Annotated in this window: 7 protein-coding genes; 5 read left to right on the forward strand and 2 right to left on the reverse strand. The window is 67.5% G+C overall.

The window, feature by feature from the left end:
* Positions 1-161 precede the first annotated feature (161 nt).
* From hisS to ACEN8G_RS22910, 4 genes are all read left to right on the forward strand, one after another.
* Positions 162-1,403: a histidine--tRNA ligase gene (gene hisS, locus ACEN8G_RS22895; RefSeq protein ID WP_413417531.1), complete on the forward strand. Its 1,242-nt coding sequence runs from the start codon at positions 162-164 to the stop codon at positions 1,401-1,403.
* Entirely contained in the window at positions 1,400-2,470 is a 1,071-nt protein-coding gene (prfA, locus tag ACEN8G_RS22900; RefSeq protein WP_413417533.1) for a peptide chain release factor 1, read from the forward strand. Before hisS ends, prfA begins: the two co-directional genes overlap by 4 nt.
* Before the next feature lie 330 nt (positions 2,471-2,800).
* The gene (gene prmC / locus ACEN8G_RS22905; protein ID WP_413417535.1) at positions 2,801-3,622 is read left to right on the forward strand and encodes a peptide chain release factor N(5)-glutamine methyltransferase; all 822 of its coding nucleotides are present in this window, start codon (positions 2,801-2,803) and stop codon (positions 3,620-3,622) included.
* A 266-nt stretch (positions 3,623-3,888) separates the two neighbouring features.
* On the forward strand, positions 3,889-4,695 hold the full coding sequence (locus ACEN8G_RS22910; RefSeq protein ID WP_413417537.1) for a DUF4167 domain-containing protein: 807 nt from the start codon (positions 3,889-3,891) through the stop codon (positions 4,693-4,695).
* A 54-nt stretch (positions 4,696-4,749) separates the two neighbouring features.
* Here ACEN8G_RS22910 and ACEN8G_RS22915 read toward each other — a convergent pair whose 3' ends face one another.
* Entirely contained in the window at positions 4,750-5,049 is a 300-nt protein-coding gene (locus tag ACEN8G_RS22915; RefSeq protein WP_413417539.1) for a hypothetical protein, read from the reverse strand.
* Between the two features lie 65 nt (positions 5,050-5,114).
* Between ACEN8G_RS22915 and ACEN8G_RS22920 the strand changes: the two genes are divergently transcribed.
* The gene (locus ACEN8G_RS22920) at positions 5,115-5,543 is read left to right on the forward strand and encodes a CBS domain-containing protein (protein ID WP_413417541.1); all 429 of its coding nucleotides are present in this window, start codon (positions 5,115-5,117) and stop codon (positions 5,541-5,543) included.
* A gap of 6 nt (positions 5,544-5,549) precedes the next feature.
* On the opposite strand, the gene ACEN8G_RS22925 is transcribed toward ACEN8G_RS22920, so the two are convergent.
* Entirely contained in the window at positions 5,550-7,028 is a 1,479-nt protein-coding gene (locus ACEN8G_RS22925; protein WP_413417543.1) for a lipopolysaccharide biosynthesis protein, read from the reverse strand.
* Positions 7,029-7,248 lie beyond the last annotated feature (220 nt).

Consider the following 7,248-nt stretch of genomic DNA (forward strand, 5'->3'; position numbering starts at 1 on the left):
CAAGAAATATCCGGGAAACGCGAAACTAAGTCCCGGTGCAGGGCAGGTTTCCACCATATGCTTGCCCGGTGCAACAATTGCCACGTTATGACGCTGTTCCCTATCGCCATGGGCTTTCGCGTTGCGACGACGGGGGAACAGGCCTATTGGCGCGCGCCAACATGGCACGCATTGAAACGCCCAACCGCATCCGCGGCACCCAGGACATCTTCGGCGAAGAGCAGCGCAGGTTCGCGCATGTTCTCGAAACCTTTGATTCCGTCCGCAAACTCTATTGCTTCCAGCGGGTCGACATCCCGGTGTTCGAAGCGACGGGCGTGTTCGCCCGCTCGATGGGCGAGACCTCGGACGTCGTCTCGAAGGAGATGTACACCTTCGAGGACAAGGGCGGCGACCTGATCACGCTGCGCCCCGAATTCACCGCCGGCATCTGCCGCGCCTACATCACCGAGGGCTGGCAGCAGTACGCGCCGATCAAGCTGGTCACCTCGGGCCCGGTGTTCCGCTACGAGCGTCCCCAGAAGGGTCGCTTCCGCCAGTTCCACCAGCTCGACGCCGAGATCATCGGCGCGGTCGAGCCCGCCGCCGACGTCGAGCTGCTCGTGCTGGCCGACCAGCTGCTGCGCACGCTGGGCATCGAGGGCGTGACGCTCCAGCTCAACACCTTGGGTGACGCGGAAACGCGCGACGCCTGGCGCACCGCGCTGGTCGCGCATTTCGAGGCGCACCGGGACCAGCTGAGCGAGGACAGCCTCGTCCGGCTCGAGAAGAACCCGATGCGCATCCTCGATTCGAAGGATCCCAAGGACCGCCCGATCGCCGACAGCGCGCCGGACATCGACGCGTATCTGACCGAGGAGGCCGCGGCCTTCTTCAAGGCGGTCACCGACGGGCTCGATGCCGCCGGGGTCCGGTGGACGCGCAATTCGCGCCTCGTGCGCGGGCTTGACTATTACCGTCACACCGCGTTCGAATTCGTCACCGACCGCCTCGGCGCCCAGGGCACCGTCCTCGCGGGCGGCCGCTATGACGGGCTGGTCGGTAATCTCGGCGGCCCCGAGACCCCGGGCGTGGGCTGGGCGGCGGGCGTCGAGCGGCTGGCGATGCTGATCCCGGAGCCGGCGGTCGAGCGCATGCAGGTGGCCGTGGTGGTCGAGGCAGCCGGCAGCGACACGGCTGCGATCGGCCTGCTCGCGTCGCTGCGCAACAACGGGTTCAGCGCCGAGCTGTTCGCCACCGGCAGCCCGAAGAAGCGCTATGATCGCGCGATGAAGGCGGGCCCGGCGATGACGGTGTCCTTCCAGCAGCGCGATGGCGAGGTCTCGATTGCGCAGCGTGTGATCGACGGCGACGCCGTCGATGCCGATGCCGTCGCCGCTCTGGTGTCGGGCGCCGCGCGATGAAAATCCCCGCCGACCGTATTGCTGCGATCGAGGCGCGGCGCGACGAGCTGCAGGCGCAGATGGCGACCGGCGACCTGTCGGGCGACCGGTTCGTCGCCGTCTCCAAGGAATATGCCGAGATCGAGCCGGTGGCGCTCGCCGCCGGCGAGGTCCGCCGGCTGCGCACCGAGGCCGAATCGCTCGCGCTGATGGCGCAGGAGCCGGATGACGAGCTGCGCGCGCTGGCGGCGGAGGAACTCCACGCCAACGAACAGGCGCTGGCCGCTGCCGAGCGTGGCCTGGCGCTTTCGCTGCTGCCCAAGGACGCAGCCGATGCGCGCCCGGCGATGCTCGAGATCCGCGCCGGTGTCGGCGGCGACGAAGCGGCTTTGTTCGCCGGCGACCTGCTGCGTATGTACCAGCGCTATGCCGACCGGATGGGCTGGAAGATCGAGCTGATCTCCGCCTCCGATTCGGAGTTCGGCGGCTACAAGGAAGTCGTGCTCAGCGTCACCGGCACCGGCGTGTTCGCCAAGCTCAAGTTCGAGAGTGGCGTCCACCGCGTCCAGCGCGTGCCGGCGACCGAGGCGGGCGGGCGCATCCACACTTCGGCGGCGACGGTGGCGGTGCTGCCCGAGGCCGAGGACGCCGACATCAAGATCGACGACAAGGATCTCCGCATCGACATCTTCCGGGCGTCGGGCCCGGGCGGGCAGGGCGTCAACACCACCGATTCGGCGGTGCGCATCACGCACCTTCCCACCGGTACCATCGTCATCCAGCAGGACGAGCGCTCGCAGATCAAGAACAAGGCCAAGGCGATGAAGGTGCTGCGCACCCGCCTCTACGAGCGCGAGCGCGACCGGCTGGCCTCGGAGCGCTCGGGCGCGCGCGCCTCGATGGTCGGCTCGGGCGATCGCTCGGAGCGCATCCGCACCTACAACTTCCCCCAGGGCCGGGTGACCGATCACCGCATCAACCTGACCCTCCACCGCCTCCCCGAAGTGATGGAAGGCGAGCTCGACGAACTGATCGGCGCGCTGATCGCCCAGGACGAAGCCGACCGGCTGGCGCAGCTCGACGGCTGACGCCTTTCTGTTCCCCTCCCTGCAAGGGAGGGGCTTGGGGTGGGTTAGAAAAGGCCGGGCTCGATGCCCGGCCTTTTCTGTTTTCCACTGACCGTCTTGCTGGGCTCGCTTCGCTCGCAACCCACCCCCAACCCCTCCCTTGCAGGGAGGGGAGTACCGGATGCCAAGGCCACCGCCTCTGGCAATGTTGGAAATCTTCTGCTTCGGTTCCGGCATGGCCTGCACCGCGCAAATCCGGATCGACCCGCTGACTCCGTGCCTCTCCCGCACCCGCGTGGAGTATCAAGAGATTCAACATTTCTCGGCCGGGCGCCTTGGGGAGGTCCGGCGGTGAGCGACAGCGTGCGCGTGGCGCTCAACGAAGCCGCCCGTCGCCTCGAACCCGTCTCCGACTCCCCCCGCCTCGATGCCGAGCTGCTGATGGCGCATGCGTTGGGCGTCACCCGCGAATCGATGATCCTGCGCCATCTCGACGCTCCCGCGCCCGAGGCGCTGGAAGCCCTGATCCGGCGCCGTCTGGCGCACGAGCCCGTCGCCTACATCACCGGCAGCCGCGCCTTCTGGACGATCGAGCTGGCGGTCGGCCCCGGCGTGCTGATCCCGCGGCCCGACAGCGAGACGCTGATCGAGGCGGCGATCGAATATTTCGGCGCGCGCACGCCGGCCCGTATCCTCGATCTCGGCACCGGCCCCGGCACCTTGCTGCTCGCCGCGCTCGCCGAATGGCCGGAGGCGCATGGGCTGGGCATCGATGCGTCGGAGAAGGCGCTCGATTATGCCGGGATCAATGCCGAGAATCTCGAGATGGACGACCGCGCCCGGTTCAAGCTGGGCGACTGGACCAGCGGCCTCGATGGCCGCTTCGACCTGATCCTCGCCAACCCGCCCTATATCGGCACCGACGAGCCGCTTCCCGAGCAGGTCCGCGCCTATGAGCCCGGCTCGGCATTGTTCGCCGGCCCCGAGGGGCTCGACGATTATCGCCGGATCATCCCCGATCTGCGCCGCCTGCTCGCGCCCGGCGGCGCGGCGGTGCTGGAGATCGGCTGGACCCAGGCAGAATCGGTATCCGCGATTGCCCGTAATGGAGGTTTCGCAGTGACACTCTATAAGGATCTTGGAGGGCGGCCTCGCGCACTGCTCCTCTCTTGAAATGACGCGAAAACGACACATATTTCTGCTTGGACATTGGTGCTGCACCGGCTAAGACAGCGACGGGGTAGGGCACTTTCAACCAAGCCGTTGAAACTTGGGCCGTGAAAAGCACAGCCCCAATTCAGGTCATGATAGCCGCTGCAGTCCGGTGGCCATGGCAGGCGAGTTGCGCCTCCCGAGGCGTTGACGCGCATTTGTAAACTGCATCCGGGACCCAGGAATTGGACCGACGGACAGCGTAAACAAGACAGGACATACAGACCTTGATGAACAATCGTCAGGCCGGCCGCCGTCGTGGTCGTGGCGGGCAGCAGCAGCGCCAGGGTGGCAACGCCGGCCAGGGTAACGGGAATCGCATCGACAACCGTGCCCGCGGCAACGCCGCCCAGCTGCTCGAGAAGTACAAGAATCTGGCGCGCGACGCCCAGATGCAGGGCGATCGGGTCAACACCGAATATTATCTCCAGTTCGCGGACCATTATTTCCGCGTGCTGAGCGAGAGCCGCTCGCGCTTCGAGGAGCAGAACCAGCAGCGCCGCCAGCGCGACGATTTCGACGGCGACGACGAGGATTTCGACATCGAGGCCGATGGCAACCGCGCCGAGGATGGCGAGGACCAGCCCGAGCAGCGTGTCCAGCAGCAGCCGCGCCGCGACCGTGACGAGCGTCAGGGCCGCGATCGTGGCGACCGCGAGGACCGCCAGGAGCGCCAGCCCCGCCGCGAGCGCCTGGAGCGCAACGGTCACGCCAACGGCTATGCCAACGGCCATGCCGCCGAGAGCGAGGCCGAAGCCGCCGACGCGAACGAAGAGCAGGCACCCCGCGAGGCGCGTGCACCCCGCGAAGCCCGCGCCCCCCGTGAAGAGCGTGCCCCGCGTGAAGAGCGTGCGCCCCGCGCCCGCCGTCCGCGCCGCGAGGAAGCCCAGGCCGAGGAAAGCCATGCGCTCGACGCAGCGGTGCTCCCGCCTGCCATCGGCGTGAGCGACGCGGCCCCGGCCGCGGAAGCGGAAGAGCCGGCCAAGAAGCCGCGCCGCACCCGCGCCCGCAAGGACGCCGAAGCGACCGCCTGAACGGCACGCGCTTCGCTATGGAATAAGCAACAGGATCGGCGGCTGGGCGAAAGCTCAGTCGCCGATGTCTATTTCGGGGCTGATCCGGTCCTCCACCTGCGCGTCGTGCCCGGTGCCCGAGCTCAGGAACATCAGCCCCATCAGCGCGGCGCCGAGCAGGATGGTGAAGAACACGCCCAGCCCGGTGGCGAAGGCGATGGTGAAGTTGAGCCAGCCGAGCCAGTGCCAGAGGATCAGCACGCAGAGGATCGCGGTCGCCAGCGCGACCAGCGCCATCCAGCCCAGGATGCGGCGATAGCGCCCCCAGGCAAAGGCGGCGTAATCGGGATCGTCGAGGCCCTGGGGCGCGTCCATTCTTTTGCAATTGGGGTGTTTGTGTGGGAGACTCAACCGCCTCAACCCGAATGAGGAGTCGAGCGGTGACCATCGCAGCAATCCTGGGGGGAAAAGGGCGCGAGGTGATCTCGATCGCGGGCGACGCAACCGTCGCCGATGCGGTCGCATTGCTCTCGGCCCGGCGCATCGGCGCCGTGCCCGTGATGTCCGGCAGCACAGTGGCCGGCATCTTTTCCGAACGTGACGTGATCCATTGCCTCGAGCGGGACGGCCCCGCCGCGCTCCAGCGCAAGGTCAGCGAGGTGATGACCGCCCCGGCGATCACCGTCCCGCCCGGCGAATCGGTGCTCGGCGCGCTCGCGCTGATGACGCGGCGGCGCATCCGCCATCTGCCGGTGGTCGAGGGCGGTACCTGTATCGGCCTCGTCTCGATCGGCGATCTGGTGAAGTACCGGATCGAGCGCATCGAATCCGAAGCCGATGCGATGCGCGCCTATATCCAGGCGGTCTGAGGCACCTCAGCCGCCGCGATTGCGGATCAGGTTGATCGATTCGATCAGCATCGGCCGGGCGAACAGGAAGAGCAGCCCGGCATAGGCCAGCCCGCCTGCGCTCACCAGCAGCGCAAGGTGGGCGAGCGGCGGAAGCGCGGGTAGCAGTCCGTTGAGCCCCGTGACGAGCAGCGCCATCGCGGCGGCGGCGAGCACCGGCGGCGCGATCGCCTCGATCAGTGCGCCCAGCCTCACCCCGATCACCGGCAGCGTCCGCCAGGTCGAGATCGCCAGATAGACGGGATAGGCGGCGAACCATGCGGCGACGAGCCCCATCACGCCCCAGTGCACGCCGATCAGGAAGGCGATCGGCAGGCAGAGCGCGCCGGTCATCGAATTCTGCGCGCTGATCCCCGGGCGGCCACAGGCGTCGCTCGCCGGGGCGAACAGCACCTGCAGCGTCATCATCGGCATGGCGAGAGCGAGCCAGTGAACGACGGGCACCGCCTCCATCCATTTCGGGCCGAGCGCGACTGCGACCAGCGGATCGGCGGTCGCGGCCATGCCGAGATAGAAGGGCATGGCGACCAGCATCACCAGCTGCGCCGATCGGGTGAAGGCGGCGCCCACCGCCGCCTTGTCGTCCTTGAGCCGGGCATAGGCCGAGAAGGCGACTTCGTTGAGCGGCGGCACGAACTTGGAGACGAAGATCTGGGTGAGGAACAGGCTGGTCGTATAGATGCCCAGCATGTGCGGGTCGAACAGGCGGCCCGCAATGAACACGTCCGCCTGGCTCTGCGCGAACCAGAAGATCTGGCCGGTCGCCATCACGCCGCCATAGCGGGCGATGTCGCCGGCGCCGCGGAAGTCGAAGCTCGGCCACATATAGGAGCGTGCCGCGATGGTCATGCCGATCGCGCGGGTGGCGAACAACGCGATGGGGGCGGCGACCAGGGTCCATACGCCCATGCCGCCGAGCGCACCGGCGAGCGCGGTGACCGCCCCGGCCAGGGCGGAGACGAAATTGACCAGCGCCTGCTTGCGGAAGTCCATCTCGCGGGAGAGCAGGGCCTGGGGCAGGGCGATGAACGGCGTCGCTATATAGAGGAGTGCCTGCACGCGGAGCAGGTCGGCGACTTCGGGTTGGCGGTAATAGGCGGCGGCGGCGGGGGCGGCGAGGAGCTGGACCGCGCCCAGGGTCAGGTTCAGCAGGATCAGCATGCCGAACAGCTGGCGCTGCGCGTGGCGGCCGGCATCCGCGCGCTGGATCAGGGCGCTGGCGAGGCCGTAGCCGTTGAGCATGTTGAGCAGCACCAGGACCACCTGGGTCATCGCGAACAGGCCATAGGCGGACGGGTCGAGCAGGCGGATGACGATGAAGGTCGAGGCCCAGGTCAGCAGCTGCCCGAAGATCTGGGTGCCCGATCGCCAGATCACGGCGCTGCGCACCTGCTGGCGCAGGCTGGTGTCTTGGGTGTCCGGAGTGGCCAGCACGGGTTCGCTCATGTGCGCGCTATGCGCCCGTTCGTCTTTATGCGCCGTAAACCGCCGATAACCGCAGATTTGCGCAGTTTCGCGGGTGGAAATCGTATCCTGGATTCGCCGATTCGAATCGCTTTTCGGGGCTGATTCAGGGTGATTCGGGCCCGAAAGGTCATCGAAACGTCATCCTGGTTACCTGCATGAAAAGCCAGAAGCCGCGGAAAAGCTGGGGTTTTTTGGTCTA

The organism is Sphingomonas sp. Sphisp66, from assembly GCF_047324325.1.
GTDB lineage: Bacteria > Pseudomonadota > Alphaproteobacteria > Sphingomonadales > Sphingomonadaceae > Sphingomonas.